The following is a 26,512-nucleotide window of genomic DNA, read 5'->3' as shown; positions in this document are numbered from 1 at the left end:
TTACTCCTGGGTGAACGAGTTAATATTTAACGCCAGCGCGGCCAGGGTTTTGATGCCCTGCGCCATCACTCTTTCGTCAAAATCAAACTTCTCATTGTGGTGTCCCGCACTCAAGTCTGTGCCAAAGATGACATATGAGGCCTGACCGCCCAGCGATTTAACCCGCTCCATCATATAGGTGGCATCTTCTGACCCCGCAGCACCTTCCTGGCGATCGATGATGTTATCAAATAGGCCTAATTGGTCGGCCTGACGATGAATATAATTAACCCAAGCCTCGGTAGGCTTACTGCTTTGTGCGGCTCCCATCAACTTGGTTTCAAATTTGACCTGATACATTTCTGCCGCGCCTGAAATAACTTTAAGCGCCTGCTGATAAATAAACTCGTTAACCTCATTGGTGGAACCGCGCGTTTCGACCTTCATCATGGCGCTCGATGGCACCACGTTGCGGCCAGTTCCGGCCTGAAGTACGCCGACGTTTATACGTGAGCTGCCCCCACTGTGGCGCGGCAGGGCGTGCAGACCGAGCGTGGCCTGCGCCGCCGCGAGTAGCGCATTGCGGCCCTGCTCGGGATTACCTCCTGCGTGGGCCGCAACGCCGGTAAAGGTGACGTCGAGTTTAGTGGTGGCCATAAAGGTGTCATTGCCGCAGACGATGTGGTCGGCGGGCACGCCGGTACCAATGTGCACGGCGGTAAAGAAATCGACGTCGTCCACTACGCCCGCTGCCACCATCGATTTCGCACCGCGCGTGCCTTCCTCTGCCGGTTGAAAAATTAATTTTAGGGTGCCGCAAAGCTCCTCGCGAAGCTCCATCAGCAGCTGGGCAAGCCCAAGCCCGATGGTGGTGTGGCCGTCGTGACCACAGGCGTGCATCATGCCGCCGTTTAATGATGCAAAACCTTCGCGGTAGGGACGATGCTCGTCATCCAGTACCTCATTCAGGTCTAGCGCGTCCATGTCGACCCGATAAGCCAGCGTCGGGCCGGGCTTACCGGTGGCAAGTGTTGCCACAATGCCGGTAAATCCCCCCGAGAAATACGGCATCCAGCGGGCAATCGCTCCCTGTTCCAACGCGCGCTGTTCTTGGCTCTGTAGCTCCTGGGCTGAGGGTAATCCCATGCGCGAATCAGCATCAATCACTTCACGGCCGAGTTGCAGGCTGTAGCCCAGTTCATTGAGACGTTCGGCGACCAGAGTGGAGGTGCGAAACTCAAGCCACCCTGATTCGGCATATTTATGCAGATCGCGACGCTGTTTTTGCAGCTCGGGGAAATAATCGTCGACGCGTTCACAAAGCGCCTGCAGGGTCGATGTATTCATTAACTCAGATGCTTGGGTAGCCATGATTAGCTCTCTTTTTGCCGTAAGTAAGATCAATATTTTGCGTGAAAGAAATGTGACGCTTTGATTTCAATGTACACAAAGCGACCAGGGCGTATAAGATGCCAAAATCTTTTGGGTGATAATCTGGGGTTATCATTGGGCTATGGCATCACAAATAAAAATGCATCAACTGCGTGCTTTTGTCGCGGTGACTCGTCAGGGCAGTATTCGCGCGGCCAGCCGTACTTTAAGCCTTTCACAACCTGCGTTGACCAAATCGATAAAAGAGCTGGAAAGCGGACTCGGCGCACAGCTTTTTATTCGCCGTCGTCAGGGTGTGACATTGACCGAATGTGGGGAGATCTTTTTCAAGCGTGCCAGCCTGATCCTTGAGGAATTACGCGTTGCGCAGGAGGATATTGCCCAACGATTGGGTGCCACCAGCGGACAGGTAAACATCGGCGTGGGAGCCAGTATTGCGCGCACCATTATGCCTTTGGTTATTGATCGTTTTCACCGCGAGTTTCCTGATGTGAAAGTCAGAATTGCCGAAGGCCAACTGGTATCGATGATCCCCGAACTGCGACAGGGCGAGTTGGACTTCACTATCAATACTTATTACCCAAGCACCTATGATAACGAATTGTTATATGAAAAACTTATGGATAAGGAGTATCAGGTGGTCTGTCGACGCGGGCATCCGCTGGAAAAAGCGCGTTCGATAAAAGAACTTCTGCACTGCGATTGGACCATGCCCACGCCGAGAGGCAGCTATTACAAGCTGCTGGGTGAGATTTTTAGCGAGATGAAGGTAGAACCCAAAATTAGCGTGGTGTGCGAAACGTTTATGTCCTGCACTAGCCTGCTGGCCAAGACGAATTTTCTCAGCGTACTTTCCGCCGATATCATCAACGATCCGCTGCTTGGCCAAAGTTTGGTGGCGATGGACTTGGATCTTCCTCTGCCCAAGGCGACCTTTCATTTAATACAAAGAAAAGAATCGACACTGTCACCGATGGCAGCCTATTTGGCCCAGTTGTTCCGGCTTTACTGCCGATAGGCGGAAATTTTAGCTAAAAATCACTGTTATCAACGCTTTTAATGCGAGTTTTGGGATTTTTGCCCGTTATGCTCGCACATAAGACGTTCTACACTTTACCTCATAGAATAAGAAGCGGCTCAACCCCATTGAGGTAGCATGCGCCAATCAGAAATAATTGCTGAAGTCAGTAACGATAAAAAAACCTTGTTTGCCATCGTCGAGCAGGATGAGCGGGTCGTCTATCTCTACATCTATGCGCGGGAAGACTTGCGAGAGCGTTTCCCGCGTATGCGCGGCTGTTGGGTAAGAAACCTGTCGCCTGCACCGCAGCAGGATGACAGTGAGGCCTTGGCCCACGGTTTGCCGCCGATGCTCGCCGCACAATACTGTCGTAGCTTAGAGGCCGAAGCGCCGCTGGATCCGGCCGGAATTCAGATCCTGTGGAATGAAAGCGACGACGGCGCGGCGCTGTGGTATCACGGGCTGCTGTTGGCGGTCATCCCCGGTTGGAGTTTGTACATCGACCACTCCGTCAGTTATTCCGCCGGTTGCATTCAGCAAAACCCGCTCACCTTTCCGCTGGGCTCGGCCTCAACCAATACGCAGTACGCACTGGCCGATAAAACGCGTCAATTCTGGCGAGACTGGGCGCATGAAGAGCATAATCCTTGGCCGAAAATTCAGCGTAATTTTGTGGCGTGCTACGAGCAGCGTTTTGGTCCGGCAGTAAAATATTACGCCATTGATCAGGGCACCTGGCCGCCGATGGCTATTTCTCAGCATGAAGACGAAGAAAACTACTACTTCTTTACGATGGGAATGAGCATTCGTCCGATGCCGCAGATTGAGCTTATTTTCAACGATGAGGCCGAACACTATCGCCGCATTGAGCTGGCGTTTGCCGTGGGCAAGGAGTATGTCGATGAGGCCAACGCGGTGCAAATGGCCAGTGCAATTTCCAGCTATGCACAGCTGCCGTGGGAGTCTCTAACCTGGTTGGGGGAGGGGCACACGCTGGTTTCACAGGCCGCGCCGTTGGGTTATGAGGGTCACATCATTTCGTCGGCTCTCGGGGCGTCGGTCGGCAAGTTTGCTTTGCCCGGCTGTTATGGCGATCCGGTTACTCTGCTGTGGGCCAGCCCGCTGTTTGCCAGTGAACTCGAATTCGCACAAAGCCGACCTAACGGCGGGCAGGAACTGGTCGCGATGATGACGGAGGCGGGCGTTGAGGCCGTTTTTGCGCCGAGGGCGCCGCTGGTGTGATAGCTGGTGGGATAAAAACGCCCCCACTCGAGCAAGTGGGGGGTAAGTTTATGCTTTTATTTGTTCGAAATCTTCCGCATCAACGTCATAACCGGACGGCTCCCAGCGAATCGCCAGCAGCACAATCAGCCCAATCAGTGGCGCAAAAGCGATAACCCAGAATACGCCGGTACCCAGCGCCGCAGAGAGCACCGGGAACAGGAACAGCGAGGCGGTAGAGCTGGCGCGCACCAGAATCTGGTTAAAGCCTACGCCAACGCCGCGCAGAGACGTCGGATAGCTCAGCGAGGCGAAGGTCATGGTATGTGAACCCGGACCAAAACCTTGACCAAACAGGAACAGCGCCAGCATTGCTATCGAGATAGCCGCTTCGGCACTGTCCGACGGGCGCCCGACCAGCGCGAGTCCAATCATGGCGATCAGCTGTAGCGTATAGCCAATCACCGTCATATTCCACGCCCCCATCTTCGGCACCAAACGCACCGCCAACAGGCCGCCTACGAAGGCGAAGCACAGGTTCAGACCCAGCGAGAACAGGATAGTGCTGATAAGTGATTGTGCCAGGAAGGTCGAAAGGATAACCGGTAGACCAAAGGCAACCGCATTGTAGGCGAACGGAGAGACCAGCGAGGTCACGGTAGCCAATATCGTACGCTTCAGATAAACGCCTTTCAGCAGGGTAGCATAGTTGCTCCATGCGGCCTTGCGTACCGGAGGCTGTGGCGTCAGATTGGCATCGTCGGCCACTTCAACATTGATGTTGTATGAACGACGTAGAATAGCCGCCGCACCTTCCAAATCACCCTGATTCGCCGTCCACACCGGCGATTCATTCATATATCGGTGGCGAATGGCGATAATCAGCAGTGCAGGAAAGGCGCCGAAGCCAAGGATTAAACGCCACAAAATATCGGTTTGGCCGGCAGGCAGCACTGCGTAAAGCAGCAACACTAACAGGTATGAAATACTGATGGCCGCATACCAGGTCGGACACCACATGGCGACGCGCGAAGCTTTGTTACCGCGTCCCGAAAGTTTGGAGAATTCGGCTAAAAACGCCATCGCTACCGGCAGGTCGATACCCACGCCGATGCCCATTACGAAGCGCGATGCACCCAGCACCCATTCATTGGGGGCAAAGGCGCAGGCCAGTGCGGCGACTACGAAGAAGAACATGTCGGCCATAAATACGCGATAGCGGCCAATTTTGTCGGTCAGATAACCGCCAAACAGGGCGCCTACAATAGCGCCCAGCGTAATGGCGGAGGCGACCAGACCCGCACCCGACGGCGAGAGTCCAAATTGACGCGTAATGTCTTTCATGCCGAAAGCCAGGCCACCGAGATCATAGGCGTCGAGGAAAACGCCTCCCAGTGCAATAGCAACCACAATACGTGCATCGCTCAGCTTGGTCGCGCCTTGATTAACCAGGCGAGTAATGTCAGCTGCAGAACGGATCAGCGTGGGCTGAGCATCGGCGCTGAATGTGTTTGTAACCCCTGATGAGGCGGCTGAAGAGGCCGCAAGTGTTGTGTCAGACATTTTTTATACTACGCTTTTATTAAAAAAAGCAGTATAGACGTCCAGACAGCCAAGTCACAAGTGCAAATTAGTTATATATTAAAATAAATAATTCTTAAAAATTGGGGGCAAATCACCCCGGCGGTTGACTATCCGCTATCTTCTCAACGGCTTACTTTTCCATAGATAATGACTTTTTACATACACTGGCTTTTTAAAAAATTTAGTCCCAAACGAGGACCGGCTTAATCACCTTGCCGTTGTGCGCTTCTTTCAGAGCACGGTTTATGTCGTCAAAGTGGTAGTAAGTGATCAGTTGTTCCACGGGGAAACGGCCCTGCTGCCAATATTCCACCAGCTTGGGAAGGAAATCTTGCGCGACCGAGTCGCCCTGAACCACGCTAATGGCTTTACGCCCACGGGTTAAGGTTTCGCCGCAGGAACCGGTGAGGCGAACCAGCGTCCCGCCTTCTTTTAAGACCTCCTGCGCGAGTTCATCCAGATGGCCAATGCCCGTGGTATCAATCACGTAGTCCAAATGCGGGCAGAGTGTGGCGAGGTAGTTTTCTTCATCCGAATTGATCGACTCAGTCGCGCCCAGTTTGATTGCCAGCGCCAGACGCGTGGGATCACGGTCAACCGCGATAATCGTTTTGGCCCCGGCAATTTTAGCTGCCATCACTGCCGCGAGCCCCACGGCACCGGTGCCCATTACCATCAGACTTTCACCGGCCTTAACTTTTAACGTATTAAGCACCGTTCCCGCGCCGGTTTGCATGCCGCAGCCCAGTGGCGCAAGAACTTCCAGCGGCAGTTCCGGGGCGATTTTCACCAAATTTTGTTCGGTCACCAGGCAGTAATTGGCAAACGCCGACTGTCCAAAAAAATGCCCCTGAACACCATCGGGATAGGCGCTGCTGCCGTCAAGGCGCTGAAAGCCAAAATTGAGCTTCGAGAAATGCTGGCAGTTGAAAGGCTGACTATCATGGCACGGCGCACATTGCCCGCAGGATTGATAAGACAGCAGCACGTGATCGCCCGGTTTAACCGCCGTCACTGCGCTACCGACCTGTTCGACAATGCCCGCGCCTTCATGGCCGAGGATAGAACCTTCACTGAGAAAACCCAGATCGGTATGACAAATTCCGCAGGCCACGATCTTTACGCCGACTTCATTTTGATGCGGTGCTTTAAGCTGTAACTCTTGAAAACTCAAGTGTTGATGACGGTTTACTACGGCTGCTTTCACCTTTCTGGGTTGGGTACGAGTGGTCATATTTTCCTCATTACTCAATTAAATACCGGCTGATACGGCGTGGTGATTGAAGGGTTGGGTTAAGCTAATTTTGAGTAAAGCTATGCAATAAAAGTCATTTTACTCCCCTCATGACAGCTGATTTGATGACTGGCCTTTTTGCGCTCTCGGCAAAAATTGAACTATCCTTGTAACACTCTCATTTTATGAACACATTTTTGCTTTTTAACTTTGATCTAAGCCGGTCTTCACTCCGATATGAGGAAATAACATGGCGCGCACAATGGGTAATGCTCGATTGAGAAGTATAGCTGCCGCAGCAGTAATGGCTGTGATCGGTACCCTGAGTTTCTCGGCTCAGGCGGCAGACAGTGTGAAAGTCGGTTCAAAAATCGATACTGAAGGTTCGCTGCTCGGTAATATTATTGTGCAGGTGCTTGACGCCAACGGCATCAAGACGACCAATAAGCTTCAGCTCGGTAACACCAAGGTCCTGCGCGGCGCGATTACCGCGGGCGAGATTGATATCTATCCCGAATATACCGGCAACGGCGCATTCTTCTTCTCTGACGAGAAAGATCCTGCGTGGAAAAATGCTCAACAGGGCTATGAGAAGGTGAAAAAGCTCGATTACGACCAGAACAAAATTGTTTGGCTTGACCCGTCTCCTGCTAATAACACCTGGACCATCGCGGTACGCCAAGACGTTGCCACAGCAAATCATCTGCAAACGCTAGAAGATTTAGGCAAGTGGGTTAACGGCGGCGGTGATTTCAAGCTGGCGGCCTCGGCTGAGTTTATTGAACGCCCTGACGCGTTACCTGCTTTCGAAAATGCCTATGGATTCAAGCTCAAGCAAAATCAGCTGCTGTCGCTCGCGGGGGGAGATACGGCGGTAACCATTAAGGCCGCGGCGGAGAAAACCTCTGGCGTTAATGCGGCGATGGCCTACGGCACGGATGGTCCGGTCGCCGCGCTGGGCCTGGTCACGTTGCAGGATCCTAAGGGCGTGCAGCCAATCTATGCGCCAGCGCCAATTATTCGTGAATCAGTATTGAAAGAGTATCCGCAGATCCCTGAACTGCTAAAACCGGTGTTTGCCTCACTCGATGGCCCAACGCTGCAAAAACTGAATGCGCAAATTGCGGTCGGTGGTGCAGATGCCAAAAAAGTAGCAGCCAAATATCTGGTACAAAAAGGCTTTATCAAGAAAAAATAATTAGCTGATTCGGCAAGTAGGCAGGAGATATTGTTTGAGTAATTGGGTAAAAAATCGCGTACTGCTTACATTGCTGGTGCTAATGATTGCCGCAGGAGCCGGTCTGGCCTTTATCACTCATGCGCCAAATCGTTTGATTTCGGGGCAGGGGATCCCGCTTTACAGCCTGCTGCAAGGACCCACGATGCTGCTATTGGTGCCGGTTTTTGCACTGTTGATGCTGTCGTTTGTCAGCCCTGATTGGCGGGTTTATCTGCTGATTATGCTATTGGCCGAGCTGCTCCTGACGGCGCAGACTGCGCTGGCCGGGCATGCAGCCTTGGTGTTGACCGGCGGGGATGAAGACAGCCTGGCAAGAATTTCTTTTGGCGGAGGTTTCTGGGCGTGTGGCGCGCTGCTGCTGCTCATTGCCTCCGATGCGATTAGTCGTATGACCTCAAATCACAGCTGGCGGGTGCTGCTGAATCTGCAACTGGCGATCCCCATCGTACTGTTGCTGGTGAACGGCCAGCTTTCCCAGCTCTCTTTATTGAAAGAGTACGATAATCGTTCCGATGTGTTCGATGATGCCCTCTGGCAGCATCTTGGTATTTTATTGGGCACGCTTATCCCGGCGATTTTGATTGGCCTGCCGCTGGGAGTATTTTGCGCCCGACGGCCACGTTGGCAACCGGCCATTCTCTCCGTATTAAATATTATCCAAACTCTCCCTTCGATTGCGTTGTTTGGCCTGCTGCTCGCACCGCTTGCCGGTCTGGCGAAGGCCGTTCCTTGGCTAGGTGAGCATGGTGTGAGCGGCATCGGTGCCGCCCCAGCCATTATTGCTCTGGTACTGTACTCATTGTTGCCGCTGGTGCGCAGCGTGATTGCCGGAATGAATTCGGTAGCACCTGGCGTTATCGAGTCGGCAACGGGAATGGGGCTGAGCCGAATTCAGGTGTTTTGCAAGGTTCAGGTGCCCATCGCGCTGCCCGTTATTTTGTCCGGTATCCGCATTGTTGCGGTGCAAACGGTCGGAATGGCGATGGTTGCGGCGCTGATTGGCGCCGGTGGGCTGGGTGCCATTATGTTCCAGGGACTGCTGAGCAGCGCGTTGGACCTGGTGTTGCTCGGGGTCATTCCGGTGGTGTTAATGGCTGCCGTGGTTGACGGAGTCTTTAAATTTTTAGTCTCAATTCTGGAGACCTCGCGCACATGATCCATTTCTCTCGCGTCAGTAAACACTTTGCCGGTAAAGCCGTGGTTCGTGACCTCGATTTGAATATCGCCAAGGGTGAATTCACCGTGCTGATTGGCACCTCAGGCTCCGGAAAATCCACCACATTAAAGATGATTAACCGGCTGGTGGAGCACGACAGGGGACAAATTACCTTTGCCGATGAGCCGATTGAGAAGTTTCGGGCGCAGGATTTACGGCGCAGGATGGGGTATGCCATTCAGTCGATTGGCCTGTTTCCGCACTGGACGGTTGAGGAAAATATTGCCACCGTGCCGCAGCTGCTCAAATGGCCGAAGGCAAAGATTCGTGATCGCGTGACTGAGCTGATGGAGCTACTTCACCTCGACCCGCAGCAGTTTCGCAAGCGCTATCCGCATCAGCTTTCCGGCGGCCAGCAGCAGCGAGTGGGCGTGGCGCGCGCGTTGGCTTCTGACCCTGAAGTTTTATTGATGGATGAACCTTTTGGCGCACTCGACCCGGTCACGCGGGCTACGTTGCAGCAGGAGATTGCGCGTATTCATCAGCTTTCCGGGCGCACCATTGTGCTGGTGACCCATGATATTGATGAGGCGCTGGGTCTTGCTGACCGTATTGTGTTGCTCAGCGACGGGCAGATAGTTCAGCAAGGCACGCCGCTGGAGATGCTCACCCAGCCAGCCACGCCGTTTGTACGCGATTTCTTTGGCCGCAGCGACGTGGGCATAAAACTGCTGTCGCTGGCGAGGGTTGGCGACAGAACGCGTCGTGGTGAAAGTGTGGCGGGAGAACCGGTCTTGGCGTCGATGACCCTGCGCGAAGCGTTATCGGTGTTTGTTGCTCGCCACACCGAGCAATTGCCGGTGATTGATGACAACCAGCAATCGCTGGGCGTGCTGCACTTTTCTGACCTAGTGGCCGAAAGGGAGAATGCATGAGCCTGAACAAAACTGACGCAGACAGTCGCTGGCTGCGTATTCTACGTGACCCATTGCCTTGGGTTATCGCGGTATTTATTGCACTGGTGCTCGGCATGAGTTCACTGGGATGGCTGTTCCACTGGATGTTTCCTAACCTCGACAGGCCGGTGTATTTGCAGGACAGTTTTTCCGGCCTAGTTGTCGCTCATCTGCTGCTGGTGGGTATTTCCAGCGCGATTGCGGTGATTATCGGTATGCTGGCCGGCATTGGCGTAACGCGTCAGGCGGGCAAAGAGTTTCGAGCCTTAGTTGAGACGCTAGTGGCTATGGGGCAAACCTTTCCGCCGGTGGCAGTATTGGCGATTGCGGTGCCGGTGATGGGATTCAGTGAAAAACCGGCTATTATCGCGTTGGTACTTTATGGATTATTGCCAATTTTACAAGGTACCATCGCAGGTATCGAGTCCGTACCCACTTCGGCGCGAGAGATTGCCCAAGGCGTGGGGATGAGCCGCTGGCAGGTCCTGCGCAAGGTTGAACTGCCTCTCGCCGCACCGGTTATTCTTGCCGGAATACGCACATCGGTGATCATCAATATCGGCACGGCGGCGATTGCCTCGACCGTGGGAACCCAGAGTCTGGGCTCGCCGATTATTATCGGGCTAAGCGGATTCAACACCGCCTATGTTCTGCAAGGCGCGCTGGTCGTGGCATTGTTGGCGATTATCGTGGATATGGCGTTTGAGCGCTGGAGCCGCCGCTTACAAAATTGGCAGCCCTCAGCGGACGGGGACTAGTCAGGGCAGTGGCTACCCTTTAATCTTTATTGATTTATAATATTCGAGTTTTCATGTTTGGAAATATATAACGACATGACTTTATCCTTATAGTAATTGTTTCTTAAATTCTCTTTCAGGATGTTCAATGTGTTATCTATTTTACTGATTTCTGATTCAGATCTCTTAAATGAACGTCTAACTAAAAGTAGATCACTATTTAATTCATTAATTTCCTGATTCACGACGTTTATCTGCTCTTCCATTCTCGTCTTTTTATCCAGCTCAGTGTTAGGGACAAGAGCAAACTCGCTTTCTATTGCATTCTTTTCATGCGGTATGACGAGTTTAATGGCCTCTAAAACCAGCGAGCGGGGTTTTTTTTTTTTATCAGCTGCCAAAACCAGAAAAGGGGATTTTAATCCGTGAATTTTTTTTTCGGCATTAAAAACCAGAAGAGGGAATTTCAAACCGTGAACATTGCCGTAGCTAGGAGTGTTGCGACTTCTTGATACTCTATGGCTGCTGATGTCTAAACTCGACCTCAGAATTTCTGATAGTTTATCTGAACGCTCTAGGGTGTTATTTTTAAATTTAATATCAGATATTTCCTGAGCATAATTTCCACTGGCTTTGATATTGCTGCTAGGAGCAGGGGGAAGTGAGGGGTTACTGTTTTCGATCTTTCTTATATTTATGCAGGCAAAGGGTTTGTTATTTCCTGGAAGCAAGAACTTAGAACGGCCATTATTTACTAGAGAATAGACGGGTGTTTTGGGTAAAGAGTTAACGATATTAGTCATAGTGAACTCCTAAGCATGAAATAAAGAGGCTTTAAGCCTCCCTTTGTTTAATTGGCAGTCCCTACGCGGGGACAGTAGTCATTGAGTTAATAAATAAATTTATCATTACCACTTTGCAACCAGTTGAATGGATTTACCTTATCTTTACTGGCTGAATTAGCGCAGCTTTGAATGTTTTCAGGATGGCTGCTGTGAGAGTTGTTTTTAAAACTAGAGTTTCCTGGAATGTTTGTATTAAATTTATTTAAAGATTGTTCAATAAGACGTAATTCAGCATTGACATCTACGGTTTCCTTCTCTATATCCAATAGTTTCTGCATAGTAATCTGCGAGAAAGTATCATTAACATAATACTCGTCATCAAGATACTCGTCATAAAAATACTCATCATCTTGATTATCTTCATTGATAGTAGATGATAGTTTTTTCATCATGTCCAACACCAATGCCGGAGAGCGCAGTTCTGAATCAGAACCTGAAACGAGAAGCGGATAAGAGAAAGGTTTTTCTACGCTATTTTGGTGGTCATTTTTTTGTACAGGAGGAGCGCAGGGTTGATAGCGCTGAGTACTTGCTAACATATTAAAAGACTTTAAATTTGGAGTGAGTTGACTCGTTGACGTAGACAGTTTTCTAGAGGGGGTAAAAGGAGGTGTTAAGTTTTGTGGAGTGTTATTCAAACGTTCAAAAGCAGAGATCAATTCTTTTACACCATGCTTTTTATCGTCATTAAATAGAGGTGGAGTAAGGTATTTCCGCAGAGGTAAACGTATATTGGCAGTGTTGATGGTTGAACCCTGTATATAGCACATGGCATATTCCTTTATTATTTTGTAGGAAGGAGAGTGCCGTAACTATATAGAAAGTGCGTTTTTAATAAAAATACAGTTTTAGTATGTAAATGGCTTATCAATTCAGCAGGCATATCAATTAGGGCTAAATGCACGCCATGCCTGCTGGTTGACTGAAGTAATGTCAGCCTGTTTAAGACGAACTTGAAGGCTGCGCAGGCGCCGAGGTTGGCGTAGGAACGCTGGCTGGCATTTTGACCGGCTCTTCGATAACGATAGCGTAGCCCGCAACCATCACACCGCCGATAGCGCCGATAGCCATCAGACCGAACAGAGCAATAAACAGCTTTTTACCTAGAGTATTCATTTTTTGCCAAACTTCTTTTAAAAAATAGACGGTGATTATAAAACTTTTAGTGCGAGTGACACAGCCATAATTTGTGCGAATGCCCTCAAAAAACACATTTCATACACATCGTGAAACTTTTCGATCACATTTTGGCACAATAGCACGCTTTAACTTGCTGTCTACCGCGCCAATAGCGTTAACTATCCGCCTCTGATTTTCTCAGCCATAAGCAAATTTTATGTCTCGCACAGCCTTCCGTACACTATTGCCGTTAATCGCCGCTTTGTTTGCACTGTATTTCATTTGGGGATCGACCTATTTGGTGATCCGCGTCGGGGTTGAGAGCTGGCCGCCGCTGATGATGGCGGGTCTGCGATTTTTCGTGGCCGGGGTGATTATGTTCACCTTTCTGCTGCTGCGTGGGCATAAAGTGCCTTCGATGCGCGAGTGGTTGTCGGCGGGTATTATCGGCGTGCTGCTGCTTGCCGTAGGCAATGGGTTGGTTACTGTCGCCGAACATCTTGAGGTTCCCTCGGGTATTGCCGCCGTGATGGTCGCGACGGTTCCGCTGTTTACACTGTGTTTCAGCCGGATGTGGGGCATGCCCAATAGCCGTCTGGAGTGGACCGGTGTGGCTATCGGCCTGTTTGGCATCGTTCTGCTCAACACTGGCAGTAACCTGAGCGGTAATCCCTGGGGCGCGCTGCTTATTCTGATTGCTTCGTTGAGCTGGGCCTTTGGGTCAGTATTGAGTGCACGAGTGACGTTGCCAAAAGGTCTAATGGCCGGTGCAGCAGAAATGATCGTTGCGGGCGTCGTATTGCTGGTCACCAGTAGACTGAGTGGCGAGCATTTGACGCAAGTTCCCTCCCCGAGCGGTTTTATGGCGCTGGCCTATCTGGTCGTTTTTGGCTCGATGATTGCCATCAGCGCTTACATGTTTTTGCTCAAAACCGTTCGTCCTGCTATCGCTACCAGCTACGCCTATGTTAACCCGGTCGTGGCCGTGCTGTTGGGCATTAGCTTTGCCGGAGAGTCGCTTTCATTGATTGAGTGGATTTCACTGGGCGTGATCCTGAGCGCTGTACTGTTGGTCACGCTCGGACGTTTTGTCTTTAAGCCGAAACCGGCAAAGCTTGATAAGGTTGAAGTTTAACCTGTTTCGCCCCTCCTGCTTTGGCGAGAGGGGCGAAATCTTCACTCATTTTTTCTCGAAGAACAGCGTCAATTTGGCCACTTGAACACCAAACTTGGTCAAGGACGTCACGTTCATTAAGTGCCTGTCATCCTGCTTGAACAGCCAGTCGTCGAAGGTCAGACGATAGGTCTTACCGCTGGCTTTAATATCCATCACGTAATTCCAGTTAAACGCATTGCCCTGCGTATGGCCGGTCGCCACGCCGATAATATCGCCCGCCGTACCGCGATAGCTGCCGTCCGCCAGGCGCTGAATATGCCAGATACGGGTCTGCTTTTCGCCATCATCGTAGGTGAAATCTTCATGCAGAGTTAGCGTATCGCCGACAACGTCACCGCGTATCGCCACTGAGAAGCGTCGAGTTTGTTTATTGCTGTAGTCCTGGATCATGCCCCAGGCTTGGCTATCGCCCTGAAAATAGCTGAAGATATCAAGCTTGGGCTCAGTGCCTTTATAATCGTCGATTTTTGCACTACAGCCGGCCAACAGCAGGGCCACGGCAAGCACAATGAAACGCAGGTAAACCTTAACATTCAGCATAATAACTCCTGATTCAGCGGGCTCCGATCAGCCCTTTGCGCAGCTGCGGATATTGGGTGGATGGGGATAACCAAATAGCCAAAAACGCATCGCGAAACGCCGGGCTAAAGCGCTGTCCAATCGCCACCGGCGTGGCATTTTTATTCGTACTGCCGTTTAGCGCAGGGCGATAGTAAAATTGTCCGCCCTGTTGGTCGGCGACAAAGGTGATTTCGCTGCCGTTGGTGACATCCGGCCACGTAGCCTCTACCGCCTTCAGCCACTGTTTTTGATTTGCCTCGTCGAGCATGCCCAACGCTTTCCACTGGTCGGCCGTGGCCTGTGTCAGCTCTTTGCGGCTAATGTCGCGCAAGTAATTGATCACTAATGCCTGAGGCCAGACGTTGGGCTGATATTTTCCAGCAGGCGTACGCAGATGTGAGTTGTAAACGTCAAAGAACGCCCAAGTCAGCTTGGCAGAGCCTGTTTCTGGCCAGGTTGACCACGGAGCAGCCTGCACAATCGGCGTGAGAAAAACGCTGGTGAGCAGCAGTGAAGCAGTGAGAAAACGCAGGTTCATTACGGACTCCTCTTGCTGACATGAGGTTGACGCACGCCATAGCTTATCAGCGGTAAAAAACAGGCCCATCCGACTGCCATCAGGGAAAATACCTGCCACGGCGGGGCGAGTAGGTACATGGCATCAAAACGCATACCCACGTAATAGGCCAGTGGACCACTTACGGCGCCAAGCAGGATAAGCCACGGCCAGCGCAGTGAAATTTGCTGATAAAACCACAGCCACCAGGCGCTAAAACTGAGCCACAGTGCCACCATCCAAACAGGTACGCCTTGGCTTTGCTCAAATGCCAACAGGCCGCTGGCGCACCACAAACTGTCCATGGCAACCCCGATTATAAAGGCGAAAATCACCCATTTCCGGCGCGCGGCAGGGGTGAAATAAAGCATCAGCAGTGCGCCAATCACCAGCAATATTTCTACGCTTTCTCGTCCCCAGACTGCCAGCGTCCACCAGAGATCGAAGCCAGCGGCCAGCAGCCAGAAGCGCAGGGATTTCATGCACGGCGCTCGGCAATCAGTTGCACGGTGCTAATCGTCCGTGCGCGGAATCCCGCTTCGCAGTAGCACAGATAAAACACCCAAAGGCGACGAAAACGCTCATCGCTGACCTGCGCATTTTGCGTATTCCAGTACCGTACGACTCGCTCGCGCCACTCGTGCAGCGTGCGCGCATAGTCGTTACCAATATCAAAGAGGTTGCACACTACCAGTCCAGTGTGTCGGGTCATGCTTTCAGTCATCGCGTTAATCGAGGGCAAAAAGCCGCCGGGGAAGACGTATCGTTGAATAAAATCAACGTTGCGGCTGTAATGCTTGTAACGCTGGTCGGCAATGGTAATCGCCTGCAAAGCCATACGCCCCTTGGGTTTAAGCAGCGCATTGCAGCGTTTGAAAAAGGTGGGTAAATAGCGTTTACCTACGGCTTCGATCATTTCAATCGACACCAGCTTGTCGTACTGCCCGGTCAGTGCGCGGTAGTCCTCAAACAGCACGGTAACCTGGGCGCTGAGTCCGGCCTGCTCGATGCGCTGGAGGGCGTAGTCGTACTGCTCGCGTGAAATGGTGGTGGTGGTCACCTGGCAGCCATATTCCCGTGCAGCAAACTCGGCCATCGCACCCCAGCCAGTGCCGATTTCAAGCAGGTGGTCTTCCGCCCGCAGCTCAAGCTGCTCACACAGGCGGCGCATTTTGGCTTCCTGGGCCTGTTCCAGTGTCATGTGCGGCCCCTGATACCAAGCCGAGGAGTAGAGCATCTTCTCGTCAAGAAAACCCTGATAAAAATCGTTGCCCAAATCATAGTGCGCCGAGATATTGCGGCGTGCCTGGCTCGGGCTGTTGCGCCTCAGGAAGTGAACGACGCTATTGACCGGCGAGGTCAGCCAGCTGAAACGCGACTCGATTTTGTCGACCAGACCGACGTTTTCAGCCAGCAGTTGCAGCACGGCGGTAAGGTTTGGGGTGGTCCAATCGCCGTCGATATAGCTCTCTCCCGCCGCAATGCTGCCACCGAGCAGCACGCGACGATAGACGCGAAGGTCATGAACTTCAATTTGTCCTTGCAGCGGCGCAGTCTCGTCGCCGAAGAACAGCGGTTCATGGTCGAATTCCTGCAGGGTCAGCCCCGCGCCACGGAGTTGTTTAAGCATCCTGAGCAACAGCGCGCGCGAACCTTTGCGACGACGGCTGCCCGCTTGTTGGGCAAGTCGCAAATCAGGTGAATTCATATTCATTCCTTATCAACGGGAGGATGACCGTAAATGGGCGCACGTTTGAGCCACAGTTTTACTGCCTGCCAATAAATAGTGACCGCGGTTTTGACCGTCATTAACGGGAACCGCCAGAGTTGCTGGCGAAGGTTTTTACGCGTTAATGGCTGATAAACCAGCGTTAGCGTGGCGTCAAATTCGCGGTCCTGGCGATGCGTTTCAATATGCACACGCAGACGCTTTCCCGGTGGGGTCAACTGCCAGTGATAGACCATATCCATCGGGTTGAAAGGTGAAACGTGAAACTCTTTTTTGACCGGTAAGGAGCCGTCAGGCAGCACCGCATAGGTGTGGCGCTCATTCCAGGGCGTGTTGCGAACCTCGGCCAATATCCAGCATAAAACATTCTCTTTATCATATAGATAGTAAAAGTTAACCGGGTTAAAGTAGCAGCCGAAATAGCGCAGTTGGGTCAGCAGCATGACACGTCCGTCAAGACTGTCGCCGGTGAGGGCCTGAATACGCCGCTGAGCGGTGGTTTTAATGTCACCGCCCCCCAAATAATCACCGCGTTTAAAGGTCGCCGCCGAGAATTTTTCCAGCCTAATGCCGTACTGTGGCAGTTGGTCGATTTCATCAAGGTCGATGAGCGCCATGAAAATACCGTAGTCAAAATGGTGCTCTATCGGCTTAAATCGGCGATGCCGCACGCCGCCAATATAGAGCGCGCTGTTCATGCGCTTTCCTGCTCGATGAGCTGATTCACCACTTCTTCGGCGCTTCTTACGCCATCTTCATGAAAGCCGTTGTGCCAGTAAGCGCCGCAGAACCAGCTGCGGTTGTGGCCATTAATCTCGCTGCGCCTTTGCTGTGACTGATGGCTGACGAGGTTAAGTACCGGATGCATATACTGGGTCTTGAATAAAATTTTTCGCTCGTCAATGGGGGTTATCGGATTCAGCGTCACGCAAAAGGTATGTTCTGACGCAATACCCTGCAAAATATTCATGTTGTACGTCACGCTGGCCCGACGTTGGCGCACAATGGCCGAATGAACGGACGCCGAGGGCGTGTGGCCCAAGGCGCTTTCAACACCGTTGGGCAGACGATAGTTCCAGCTAGCCCAGGCCCGGCGCGATACCGGAAGCTGATTGATATCGGTGTGCAGCACCACTTCATTCGACTGATAGGGCAGGCCACCCAATACCTGACGTTCGGCATCGGTAGGTGCCTTCAGCATCGTCAGCGCTTGATCGGAATGACAGGCGAAAATAACCTGATCAAACGTCTCGCTACCCTGTGAAGATTCAACCATTACCGAGCCTTCACTGCGCGTCACCGAATTCACTGGCGTGTTGGTCAGCAGTTGAACGTGGGCGGGCAGCAACTGCTGTATACGGCGGATATACTCTCGCGAACCGCCGGGCACTACCATCCACTGAGGGCGGTGACTGACATCAAGCAGCCCGTGATTGTCGAAAAAGCGCAGGAACATCGACAGCGGAAACTTGCCCATATCCTCAAGTGACGAGGACCAGATAGCCGCACCCATCGGCAGCACGTAGTGCAGAGCGAAAAAGGCCGAAAATCCATTTTGCCTGAGCAGATCAGACACGGTGCTTTCATCGTTGCCCGGCTGCTGTACACGCTGTTTACACAACGCATTGAAGCGCAGGATTTCGCGTAAAAAACGCCAAAATTTCGGCTTAAAAAAATTACGGCGCTGGGCAAACAGCGTGTTCAGCGTGTGCCCGTTGTACTCCAACCTGCTGTCGGGATTATGCACCGAAAAACTCATTTCGGTGGGTTGTCCGGTAATACCTAACTGGTCGAGCAGGGCGATAAATTTAGGATAGGTTTTCTGGTTGTATACAATAAAACCCGTATCAATGGCGTAGGAACGATTGCCCATGTCGATGTCCAGCGTCGCGGTATGTCCGCCCAGCGTGGTGTTGGCTTCAAAAACTTTTATTTCACACGCAGGTTGGCGCTGCGACAGCATCCACGCACAGCTGAGACCCGAAATACCACTGCCGATAATGGCAACTTTCATACGCGATTTACCTTACCAATCTTTTAGCTAAAAGTTTCTGCAGGCCTTGGGGCAACACTGAAATAAAGCGCAGCAGCCAGGCAAAAACAGGTGGAAACGCGATTTCGCTTGCGCCACGCGCCAGGCCTTTTCTGATGTAGTCGGAAGATTTCTCCACCGTTATCATCATCGGCATCGGGAAATCATTACGCTCGGTGAGCGGCGTTTTAACGAAACCCGGCATCACCAGCGAGATCTCAATTCCGCGCGGCGCAAGATCAAGCGCCAGACTGCGGGCAAAGTAGGCCAGCGCGGCTTTCGAACCCCCGTAGGCCTCAGCACGTGGCAGCGGAAACAGCGACGCGGTGGATCCTACAAGCGCAATGCGAGAGCCAGAGGCCATGCCTGGCAGCAGCGCATCCAGGCAGTTAATCGGTCCCATAAGGTTGGTTGTCATCACCCGTAAAACTTTCTCTGCCTCAACCACGCCGTTATCGAGGTATTCACAAGTCCCGGCGCAGAGGATAACCAGGTCAGCCTGGACCCATGCCAACGCTTGCCGAGTTTCTTCAAGATGGGTGATGTCAAAGGCCAGCGGCGTTATTTGCTCCGAGGCGGCGCTAAGCGTGTCCAAACGTTGGCTATCTCGCCCGCAGGCGGTCACTTTCCAGCCTTCTGCGGCATAGTCCAAGGCAAGCTGTTTGCCTATTCCCGAACTCGCGCCGGTAATTAATACGTGCTTCATGGCGCTAACCTCGATTTAACAGCTTTAATGACATTTCCCAGTAGTGGGATGTGCTCATAAAGCATAGCCCCCAAATCATAGTAGTCGCGCTGATAAATCACCCGATTTTCGCTAAATCGCAGATGGCTGTTTCCATCGAGAACCAATTCTTTGCCCTTTTTCAGGCGCGGATGTGAATAAATCATGCGCCAAAACAGCATTGTTTCATTATCGGTGCTCAACTGATGCTGAATATCAAATCGGCAGTAGTGAGTCTGGGCCAGCAGTTGCTCAAAATAGAGTCTTAAGGTGTCGATACCCTCATGGCGGCCGACCGGGTCGACTAGCACCGCCTGCCGGTGATAAATTTCCGGCAATTTGGATAGCTGGGCAGTGTCCAGATGGCGATAAAACGTGTTTAGTTTCTCGAGTGTCGTCTGGTCATTGCCTGGTTGGTTAAATGTGGCGTCCGTTGAGGCATAAGTCATTCATGTCTCCTTTATCTAAAAGGTAAAGCGTCAGGCGCCTCCTCTGGCGGGTTTTGCAGCAAAACGGCTGCGCTCCCCAGCAGGGAAATGGGTAAACCTAATTCCTGCCAGTGCAGGTATTTGTTGCGTTGGATATTGGTCAGGCGGCCTTCCGCCCACAGTAAGATCTGCTGCGCCTTTACCCCTTCAAGATGCGGGTCCACCAGCGGGTCAGGCAGCAGGTCAATATGCAGGCCTTCGCCGCTGCGGGCGATGGCCTCAAGCCATAGCTCGGTGCGGTCGATATCGCCCCAGCCGGCCAATAGCACTTTGACGCCGGATTTTTTACGCGCTGCGTTCATGCACATGACCGCGTGTTCTATCAGTACGCCGTCGAGCAGGCCGCGTAAATAAAGGGTTGACGGGTTTGAAGTCAGTCGAGTTCGCAGCGGGCGCAGCACATTGTTAACCAGGCTTTCGGGCGGATACTCGCGGCCAAACTCGATAATTAACTGGCGGACTTTCTGCGTTTTTTCTTCCTGCAAAACGGACAGCAGCTTTTGCTCCAGCTGTGACCAACCGCTAGGTAGTGGTGTAATACTTCCCTCAAGCAGGCCTTTAACCTGACTCACAGGCACACCGCGGTTTATCCAGCCGAGAATAGTACGAATGGTTTCGAGATCACTGTCGTCAAAGAGTCGATGGCCGCCCTCGGTTCGCTGAGGTTTGAGCAGACCATAACGACGCTGCCACGCACGCAACGTAACAGGATTGATGCCGCATATGCGTGCGACCTCGCCAATGCTGTACAGAGACATAAAGATATTCCGCTAAATTACTGAGCCTGAATTAACTCTAGCCGTTCAGGGGCAAGTTGTACAAGTATATTGTTCTTGTACAACTTATAAAGTTGTACAACTTACGGGCGGAAGGGGTAGAGAAGTGAAAAATGCTCTCCATTATAGCGACCGTTGCGGAGGGAAGATTAGCTTATTGCCAATTTCTCAAATTAGAGATATATTCCCGTAAAAGAGAAGCTATGTGCGAGAATAATACCGATGAACGATGAGCAAAAACTGGCGCAAAGGCTGTCTACGCTGCGGGTAAACAACAATTGGTCGCTTGAGATGTTGGCTGATAAAACAGGCATTAGCCGAGCAACGCTGTCGCGGATTGAGCGCGCAGAAACAAGCCCAACCGCGTCGCTTCTGGGCAAGCTGAGTGCAGTTTACGGGCTGACTACGTCCAGGTTATTGATGGATCTTGAGGACAATCCTGCCGAACTTATCCGTCACGGCCAGCAGTCAGTATGGCACGACACGCAGACAGGTTTTGAGCGGCGTTCAATTTCGCCACCGGCTAAAGATTTTCATGCCGAATTTATGTCCGGCCGCTTGCAGCCCGGAGCCACCATTCATTACGAAGCCCCGCCTGTATTCGGGCTAGAGCAGCATATCTGGATGATCTCTGGCGTTCTCGAACTGCGTCTGGACACGCAGCAATACCGCCTTGAGGTGGGGGACTGCCTGCGTTTTCATCTTAATGGCACGTCAACTTTCCACGTCCCCGGCGAGGAAGAGGCCCATTACAGCATTGTGATTTGTCGTCCTTAACACCAGGAGAACATCGTGATAACCATCAGTGAACTGAGATGTGAACAATATTCGCAGGACTTTTCCCAAGCTGATTTATTGGGACTCGCCGAAACCCTTGACGGCTGCGTGCAGTTGGGCGCCAGCGTGGGATTTGTGCCACCTTTTGGTCAGACCGAGGCGTTAGCTTTTTGGCATAAACTTTTGCCAGCCTTTGCCGCCGGAGAGCGCCGTATTTTGGTGGCACGCCTTCACGGCAAGATAGTGGGCACCGTTCAACTGGTGATTGATATGCCTGGCAACGGACAGCATCGCGCGGACGTGGTGAAGTTATTGGTTCACCCCGATGCAAGAAGGCAGGGGATTGCCAGAAAATTGATGCAGACGATTGAAAAGTTGGCCGCTGACCTTGGAAAAACTCTGTTGGTGCTCGACACGGTCACCGGCAGCGAGGCGCAGACGCTTTATCATCATTTAGGGTATGCGCTGTGTGGCGTGATCCCGGGGTATGCGCTGTCAACCGAAGGGATTTATGACTCAACGAGCGTGATGTATAAACCATTGGGCCGCCTTGCGAAATAGTATGATCTCTTTATTGTTAGCCCCTTTTCCCGTAGCAAGTTCGTGGAAAGGGGCTAGCTGTCTGTTATTAAATTATTGTGCGCCTTTCCACGCTCTCAGCGCTTGACTGCGCACCTGCAGTTTCTGTTCTGGAGTCAGCTTGTTGTACCCTGGAGCCAAACCACTTTCCCAATCACCGTACAGCGGGTTCGGCAGAACAATAAATTGGGTGCCGAACAGGTTGTGATTGCTGTTCACGAAGTTGCGACGCTCCTCGTTGCCTTTATGGTAAGTGGCTGCACCAAAGTCGTTTAGGTTGTCGCCAGCGTAAATCACGATGTTATAGCCTTCGCTTTTGATAGCATCAAAACGCGCCTGCTTGTTAGACGTGGTGGTGCTCAGGCGAACGGTTTTTTCGTTCACGTTAGGGAAACCTAGGCGCTTCAAATTGGCAACGGTAGCGGCGTAGTCTTTTTGGTCACGGTTCGAGACATAGAACATAATCCCACCGTGGCTGTCGACGTACTGAGCAAAGCTCACCGCACCCGGCACGGCTTTAGCCTGCTCGGCATGGGTCCACTGAGACCAGGTTTTCGGATCAAACGACTTGTTGGCTTTTACCTGCCAGGCACTGTAGGCGCTGTTGTCTATCATGGTTTCATCGAGGTCAACGACAACGGCCTTAGGTTTGCCGGTCAGCGACTGTGCTTTGTCAAAAGCGAAGGTTGCTGCATTAAAGGCCTGATAAGTCAGCGCCTGATATTCACCAGACTGCTGGAACCAGTTCAGCGCCATCACTGACTGATCGTTTAACTGCGCATCAGCCTGCGATGTAGACTGCTGCGCACAGCCGGTCAACGCCAAAAATACCAGTGCGGTGGTGCTATAGAGTGAAGCTTTCTTCATCATTATCTTTATCGTCCTGTGAGGGTGGGATTATGAAAAATTTTTAATAGGTAAAACTTTAGCAGATTCAGCAAGCTAGGGAAGGGGAAGGGGGCAGAAAGTTGATCTGGATAAGCTTTTCATATGACGAAAAAAAGCCGGGGGATGAGCCCGGCAAAAAATCCAATGAAATTTAAATGAAGCGAGGTCTTATTTTTAGAACTGGTAAGTCAGGCCGAGAGCAACAACGTTGTCAGTGTTCAGACCTAATTTATTATCACTGCTCAGACGGTTGATTTTATAATCAACAAAGGTCGACATATTCTTATTGAAGTAATAAGTCGCCGCGACGTCGATATATTTGGTTAAATCTGCATCACCGATGCCTTCAATATCTTTCGCCTTGGTTTGTACATATCCCAGAGAAGGACGCAGACCCCAATCGAATTGATATTGTGCCACGGCTTCATAGGTCTGGGTTTTTTGCGCATAACCGCTTACAGACGAAGAGGTCAGACTTGAAACACCGGCAGGCGCAGTAATTGCGATCATGCGGTTAGTTTCAGCATAAAGTGCGGCTAAATAAACGCCGTTATTGTCATATTTTAAACCGGCGTTCCAGGCTGTGGCTTTATCGCCTTTACCCAAAGCTGAATTGGTTTGCGTATTAGTACGGTCAGAAGAGGTATAAGCCGCACCTGCGCTGATGCCTGCACCGATGTCGTAGGTTGCAGAAACAGCGTAACCGTCGCCGTTTGCCGTGCTGGCAGAGCGGGTGCTGGTGTCGTCGTTTTTACCTTGGTATTGCAGGGCAAAGTTTAAGCCGTCAACCAGGCCGAAGAAGCCGCGGTTGCGGTAGGTCGCCATGCCGTTGCCACGGCCAGTCATAAAGCGGTCAGCTTTGGTGTAGCCGTCGCCGCCAAACTCAGGGAACATATCCGTCCAGCCTGCGACGTCGTACAGCGCACCGTAGTTGCGGCCGTAATCGAATGAGCCAAACTCATTGAATTTCAGACCCGCGAATCCAAGACGTGTTTTAGACCCTGTTGAACCCTGTGCTTCAGAAATGTTATCGGCGACCTGATATTCCCACTGGCCATAGCCGGTGATGGAATCATTAATTTTAGTCTGACCTTTGAAGCCAAAACGTACATAACTCTGGTCACCGTCGCTGCTGCTTGCATCAGAGAAATAGTGTTCGGCTTTAACGCGACCATAAAAGTCGAGTTTATTACCGTCTTTATTATAGATTTCTGCTGCGTGTGCGCCTGAGGCAATCAGTAATGACGGGATTAATATTGCCAGAAGATTACGTTTCATTGTTAACCCTGTATTTTTCGTTTAAACGTTCTGTCAAACGTTATTTATTTAAAGACGCTATTCATCATGTGTACTGTCATTTCCATCTAAGCGGAAATTTGTTCAGCGAGAGTTTTTTACCTTATATTTGTGATCAATTTATGACATATGAAAATGAACTTTATTTTTTTTAAGTGAATGATTTTAATAAGCTAGCTAATAATAGGGTTGGCTATTCAATTTGCGGCTGACGTGAGCGGACGAGTGTGGGACAATAACCACAACATATGAAAACGATAAGAGATGCATGGCGCTGTCCTCCGCAGTAAAAGATCAGATTAGCCAGTGGTACAAAGCCCTACAGCAGCAAATTCCGGATTTTATCTCCCGAGCTCCTCAGCGACAAATGATAGCTGAGGTCGCGAAGGCATTGACCAGTGATTCTGCCCGCCACCTCGCCATTGAGGCGCCGACCGGCGTGGGCAAAACCTTGTCGTACCTTATTCCGGGTATTGCCGTGAGTCGGGCCGAGGAGAAGCCGTTGGTGGTCAGCACCGCCAACGTGGCGCTTCAGGATCAGATCTTCAGTAAAGACCTGCCGCTGCTTAAAAAAATTATTCCAGACCTGAAATTTACCGGGGCGTTCGGCCGTGGGCGTTATGTGTGCCCGCGCAACCTGTCGATGATGAGCACTGAAAATGCGCAGGGCGACCTCGGGCTGTTTTTAGGCGATGAACTGGCGCCCTCAAGCACGGAAGAACAACAGTTTTGCAACACGCTCGAAAAGGCCTTAACCCGCTATGAGTGGGACGGCCTGCGCGATCACTATAAAAAAACCATTCAGGATCCGCTGTGGCTAAAAATCAGCACTGACAAAGCCAACTGTTTGGGCCGTAATTGTCACTACTATCGCGAATGCCCTTACTTCGTGGCACGCAAAGAGATTGAAAGCGCCGACGTGGTGGTGACGAACCACGCGCTGGTAATGGCCGCGCTGGAGTCCGAGTCCGTATTGCCGAATGCCAAAGACTTGCTGCTGGTGCTTGACGAAGGGCATCACCTTCCCGATGTGGCACGTGATGCGCTGGAGGTGGACGCTGAAATTACCGCTGTGTGGAATCATCTGCAGCTCGACAACTTTATGCGCCAGATTGAACAATGTCTCGCGCTGTTTACCCCTAAAAATCCGCCGCCGCTGGCCAATGCCGAACGTCTGCAAAATCACGTGGCCGAGATGCGCGAACTGCTGCTGCTGATTGAGCAGCAGATTAATCAGTTTTTACCGCCGAACGAGCCAGAGGCCGAGCATCGCTTCGAAATGGGCGCGCTGCCGCCGGAGCTTACCGAGCTTTGTGCTCGACAGTTCAAGCTGACCGATGCGCTGCGCGGACTGGCTGAGTATATGGTTAACGACCTCAGCGAAAAAACCGGTAAGCATGACGTTTTACGTTTGCATCGCGCCATTTTGCACATGAGCCGCATGCTAGGTTATCTCGAAACCATGACCAAGCTTTGGCGGCTGGCGGCGCTAGATAAAGCCTCCAATGCACCGATTGGAAAATGGGTGACGCGGCAATATTTCGATAACCAGACTCACCTGATATTCCACTGCGTTGGCATACGTGTCAGCGAGCAGCTTGAAAAAATGCTTTGGCGCAAGGTGCCGCACGTAGTCATCACCTCCGCGACGCTACGCTCACTCAACAGCTTCGCCCGCCTGCAGGAAATGAGCGGCCTGAACGAGAGGGCTGGCGACCTGTTTATCAGCCTCGATTCACCGTTTAATCATCGCAGTCAGGGAAAAATCGTGATTCCCCAAATGCGCACCGAGCCTTTAATGGCCAACGAAGCGCAGCATATTCAGGAGATGAGCGATTTTTTCCGTGCCGAGCTGGCGAATGAAAAACACAAAGGCATGCTAGTACTGTTTGCCAGTAATCGTGCGCTGCAGCAGTTTGTTGAACTGATGCCCGACCTGCGGCTGATGCTGCTGGTGCAGGGCGACCAGCCGAGATATCGACTGGTTGAGGAGCATCGCAAACGGGTTGAGGCAGGAAGCGTCAGCGTGCTTATCGGACTGCAGTCGTTTGCCGAAGGGTTGGACCTCAAAGGGGACCTGCTGACTCAGGTGCACATTCATAAAATCGCCTTCCCGCCGATCGACAGTCCGGTGATCCTCACCGAAGGTGAATGGCTGAAAACATTAAAACGCTATCCTTTCGAAGTGCAGAGCTTGCCGAGTGCGTCGTTTAATCTTATCCAGCAGGTCGGGCGATTGATCCGCAGCCACGAGTGTCGCGGTGAAATTGTTATCTACGACCGGCGATTGATCACCAAAAATTACGGTCCACGACTGCTGGCCGCACTGCCGGTTTTTCCTATCGAACAGCGTGGAATGCCCGAGCCAGGCTTTAATAAATACGTTGCATTGACTAAAACCAAAGTGGTCAAGGCACGAAAGAAACGCTAACGTCGAATTGTGCC

At 51.7% G+C, this 26,512-nt stretch carries 26 protein-coding genes and 1 pseudogene; 10 read left to right on the top strand and 17 right to left on the bottom strand.

Annotation, left to right across the window (positions count from 1 at the left end):
• A complete protein-coding gene (locus BS639_RS01030) occupies positions 1-1,326 on the bottom strand; it encodes a M20 family metallo-hydrolase (protein WP_055778238.1) in 1,326 nt (441 codons plus the stop codon).
• Positions 1,327-1,492: 166 nt separating this feature from the next.
• On the opposite strand from BS639_RS01030, the gene BS639_RS01025 reads away from it, so the two are divergent.
• Entirely contained in the window at positions 1,493-2,389 is an 897-nt protein-coding gene (locus BS639_RS01025) for a LysR family transcriptional regulator (protein WP_055777609.1), read from the top strand.
• A gap of 138 nt (positions 2,390-2,527) precedes the next feature.
• Positions 2,528-3,634 carry a suppressor of fused domain protein gene (locus BS639_RS01020; protein WP_084981994.1) on the top strand — a complete coding sequence of 369 codons (1,107 nt, stop codon included), beginning with the start codon at positions 2,528-2,530 and terminating at the stop codon, positions 3,632-3,634.
• A gap of 48 nt (positions 3,635-3,682) precedes the next feature.
• Here the strand turns inward: BS639_RS01020 and BS639_RS01015 are convergent, their stop codons facing one another.
• Together BS639_RS01015 and BS639_RS01010 are read right to left on the bottom strand one after the other, a co-directional pair.
• Positions 3,683-5,176, bottom strand: coding sequence for an MFS transporter (locus tag BS639_RS01015; RefSeq protein ID WP_084981993.1), 1,494 nt, complete (start codon positions 5,174-5,176; stop codon positions 3,683-3,685).
• A gap of 202 nt (positions 5,177-5,378) precedes the next feature.
• Positions 5,379-6,431 (bottom strand): NAD(P)-dependent alcohol dehydrogenase, encoded by a 1,053-nt coding sequence (locus tag BS639_RS01010; protein WP_084981992.1) that lies wholly within the window; start codon positions 6,429-6,431, stop codon positions 5,379-5,381.
• A 250-nt stretch (positions 6,432-6,681) separates the two neighbouring features.
• On the opposite strand from BS639_RS01010, the gene osmF reads away from it, so the two are divergent.
• The 4 genes from osmF (at position 6,682) to BS639_RS00990 (ending at position 10,541) form a co-directional block, all read left to right on the top strand.
• Entirely contained in the window at positions 6,682-7,629 is a 948-nt protein-coding gene (osmF, locus tag BS639_RS01005) for a glycine betaine ABC transporter substrate-binding protein OsmF (protein ID WP_055777625.1), read from the top strand.
• An 82-nt stretch (positions 7,630-7,711) separates the two neighbouring features.
• On the top strand, positions 7,712-8,827 hold the full coding sequence (locus tag BS639_RS01000) for an ABC transporter permease (protein WP_084982004.1): 1,116 nt from the start codon (positions 7,712-7,714) through the stop codon (positions 8,825-8,827).
• Positions 8,824-9,762, top strand: a complete 939-nt coding sequence (locus BS639_RS00995; RefSeq protein ID WP_055777628.1) for an ABC transporter ATP-binding protein — start codon at positions 8,824-8,826, stop codon at positions 9,760-9,762. The genes BS639_RS01000 and BS639_RS00995 overlap by 4 nt, the downstream gene beginning before the upstream one ends.
• Entirely contained in the window at positions 9,759-10,541 is a 783-nt protein-coding gene (locus BS639_RS00990) for an ABC transporter permease (RefSeq protein ID WP_084981991.1), read from the top strand. The genes BS639_RS00995 and BS639_RS00990 overlap by 4 nt, the downstream gene beginning before the upstream one ends.
• Before the next feature lie 26 nt (positions 10,542-10,567).
• On the opposite strand, the gene BS639_RS00985 is transcribed toward BS639_RS00990, so the two are convergent.
• The 3 genes and pseudogenes from BS639_RS00985 to BS639_RS25215 all read right to left on the bottom strand — a co-directional run.
• A complete protein-coding gene (locus tag BS639_RS00985; protein WP_084981990.1) occupies positions 10,568-11,323 on the bottom strand; it encodes a hypothetical protein in 756 nt (251 codons plus the stop codon).
• An 86-nt stretch (positions 11,324-11,409) separates the two neighbouring features.
• Positions 11,410-12,135, bottom strand: coding sequence for a hypothetical protein (locus BS639_RS00980; RefSeq protein WP_084981989.1), 726 nt, complete (start codon positions 12,133-12,135; stop codon positions 11,410-11,412).
• Positions 12,136-12,382: 247 nt separating this feature from the next.
• Positions 12,383-12,481, bottom strand: a pseudogene (locus tag BS639_RS25215) (hypothetical protein); the annotation flags it as partial.
• 220 nt (positions 12,482-12,701) lie between these two features.
• Between BS639_RS25215 and yedA the strand changes: the two are divergent.
• Positions 12,702-13,619: a drug/metabolite exporter YedA gene (gene yedA / locus BS639_RS00970; protein ID WP_084981988.1), complete on the top strand. Its 918-nt coding sequence runs from the start codon at positions 12,702-12,704 to the stop codon at positions 13,617-13,619.
• A gap of 45 nt (positions 13,620-13,664) precedes the next feature.
• On the opposite strand, the gene BS639_RS00965 is transcribed toward yedA, so the two are convergent.
• The 9 genes from BS639_RS00965 to BS639_RS00925 form a co-directional block, all read right to left on the bottom strand.
• Positions 13,665-14,201 carry a DUF3833 domain-containing protein gene (locus BS639_RS00965; RefSeq protein WP_173882047.1) on the bottom strand — a complete coding sequence of 179 codons (537 nt, stop codon included), beginning with the start codon at positions 14,199-14,201 and terminating at the stop codon, positions 13,665-13,667.
• A 13-nt stretch (positions 14,202-14,214) separates the two neighbouring features.
• A complete protein-coding gene (locus BS639_RS00960; protein ID WP_084981987.1) occupies positions 14,215-14,760 on the bottom strand; it encodes a hypothetical protein in 546 nt (181 codons plus the stop codon).
• Positions 14,760-15,260: a DUF2878 domain-containing protein gene (locus BS639_RS00955; protein ID WP_084981986.1), complete on the bottom strand. Its 501-nt coding sequence runs from the start codon at positions 15,258-15,260 to the stop codon at positions 14,760-14,762. The genes BS639_RS00960 and BS639_RS00955 overlap by 1 nt, the downstream gene beginning before the upstream one ends.
• Positions 15,257-16,408, bottom strand: a complete 1,152-nt coding sequence (locus BS639_RS00950) for a class I SAM-dependent methyltransferase (protein ID WP_407690295.1) — start codon at positions 16,406-16,408, stop codon at positions 15,257-15,259. Before BS639_RS00950 ends, BS639_RS00955 begins: the two co-directional genes overlap by 4 nt.
• Before the next feature lie 80 nt (positions 16,409-16,488).
• Entirely contained in the window at positions 16,489-17,205 is a 717-nt protein-coding gene (locus BS639_RS00945; RefSeq protein WP_055777662.1) for a DUF1365 domain-containing protein, read from the bottom strand.
• Positions 17,202-18,521, bottom strand: a complete 1,320-nt coding sequence (locus tag BS639_RS00940; RefSeq protein ID WP_055777665.1) for an NAD(P)/FAD-dependent oxidoreductase — start codon at positions 18,519-18,521, stop codon at positions 17,202-17,204. The genes BS639_RS00945 and BS639_RS00940 overlap by 4 nt, the downstream gene beginning before the upstream one ends.
• Positions 18,522-18,528: 7 nt before the next feature.
• Entirely contained in the window at positions 18,529-19,245 is a 717-nt protein-coding gene (locus BS639_RS00935; RefSeq protein WP_084981985.1) for an SDR family NAD(P)-dependent oxidoreductase, read from the bottom strand.
• Positions 19,242-19,712, bottom strand: a complete 471-nt coding sequence (locus BS639_RS00930; protein ID WP_055777671.1) for a nuclear transport factor 2 family protein — start codon at positions 19,710-19,712, stop codon at positions 19,242-19,244. Before BS639_RS00930 ends, BS639_RS00935 begins: the two co-directional genes overlap by 4 nt.
• Positions 19,713-19,723: 11 nt before the next feature.
• Entirely contained in the window at positions 19,724-20,509 is a 786-nt protein-coding gene (locus BS639_RS00925) for a MerR family transcriptional regulator (protein WP_055777674.1), read from the bottom strand.
• A gap of 240 nt (positions 20,510-20,749) precedes the next feature.
• Between BS639_RS00925 and BS639_RS00920 the strand changes: the two genes are divergently transcribed.
• Positions 20,750-21,304 (top strand): helix-turn-helix domain-containing protein, encoded by a 555-nt coding sequence (locus BS639_RS00920; protein ID WP_084981984.1) that lies wholly within the window; start codon positions 20,750-20,752, stop codon positions 21,302-21,304.
• An 18-nt stretch (positions 21,305-21,322) separates the two neighbouring features.
• Positions 21,323-21,865 carry a GNAT family N-acetyltransferase gene (locus tag BS639_RS00915; protein WP_407690294.1) on the top strand — a complete coding sequence of 181 codons (543 nt, stop codon included), beginning with the start codon at positions 21,323-21,325 and terminating at the stop codon, positions 21,863-21,865.
• Positions 21,866-21,937: 72 nt separating this feature from the next.
• Here BS639_RS00915 and BS639_RS00910 read toward each other — a convergent pair whose 3' ends face one another.
• Together BS639_RS00910 and BS639_RS00905 are read right to left on the bottom strand one after the other, a co-directional pair.
• Positions 21,938-22,750 (bottom strand): 5'-nucleotidase, lipoprotein e(P4) family, encoded by an 813-nt coding sequence (locus BS639_RS00910; RefSeq protein WP_055778246.1) that lies wholly within the window; start codon positions 22,748-22,750, stop codon positions 21,938-21,940.
• A gap of 195 nt (positions 22,751-22,945) precedes the next feature.
• The gene (locus BS639_RS00905) at positions 22,946-24,049 is read right to left on the bottom strand and encodes a porin (RefSeq protein WP_055777680.1); all 1,104 of its coding nucleotides are present in this window, start codon (positions 24,047-24,049) and stop codon (positions 22,946-22,948) included.
• A gap of 286 nt (positions 24,050-24,335) precedes the next feature.
• Here BS639_RS00905 and dinG point away from each other — a divergent pair, with 286 nt between their 5' ends.
• On the top strand, positions 24,336-26,498 hold the full coding sequence (gene dinG, locus BS639_RS00900; RefSeq protein ID WP_084981982.1) for an ATP-dependent DNA helicase DinG: 2,163 nt from the start codon (positions 24,336-24,338) through the stop codon (positions 26,496-26,498).
• Positions 26,499-26,512 lie beyond the last annotated feature (14 nt).

Source organism: Rouxiella silvae (genome assembly GCF_002093625.1).
Taxonomy (GTDB): Bacteria; Pseudomonadota; Gammaproteobacteria; order Enterobacterales; family Enterobacteriaceae; genus Rouxiella; species Rouxiella silvae.
Note: the sequence above shows the minus strand (reverse complement) of the source record. Positions and strands in the feature narration are given on the sequence as shown.